Origin of the sequence: Streptomyces tricolor (assembly GCF_002155905.1) — a bacterium.
GTDB lineage: Bacteria > Actinomycetota > Actinomycetes > Streptomycetales > Streptomycetaceae > Streptomyces > Streptomyces tricolor.
The window spans coordinates 1-420 of the sequence record NZ_MUMF01000875.1; positions in this window are offsets into that span (position 1 = coordinate 1).

The window sequence follows — 420 nt, forward strand, 5'->3', positions numbered from 1 at the left end:
CAGTCGGCGCGGTGTCTCCTCCAAAGCCCCCATAGGGAGAGGGTCGGCACCTCGGCGACGTGTGCGTAGAGCGCTAACCGGACGGGGCACCTGGGGCAGCCGCGTGCTGACGGAATGGAAGACGACCCGGCAGGTGCAACTGGCAACCGCCGAACGGATAGACGCGGCCGAGACACGACGAAGCCCCAGTCCGAAGGCCTGGGCGGCCCGACGCCTGGTTGTCGGTGACTGGTGTTCCGCGACGACTCGCGCCGCGTGTCCGGAGCGAGCGGCCCCCGGTTCAGTCGATGGTCGGTGGGGTCCAGTCGGCCACCAGGTCCAGCAGGCCGGGGAAGCGGGAGTTCAGGTCGGCCACTCGGACGTGGCTGCGGCGTTCCAGGCCGTACTGGCGCTGTCGGGTGATGCCCGCCTCGCGCAGGG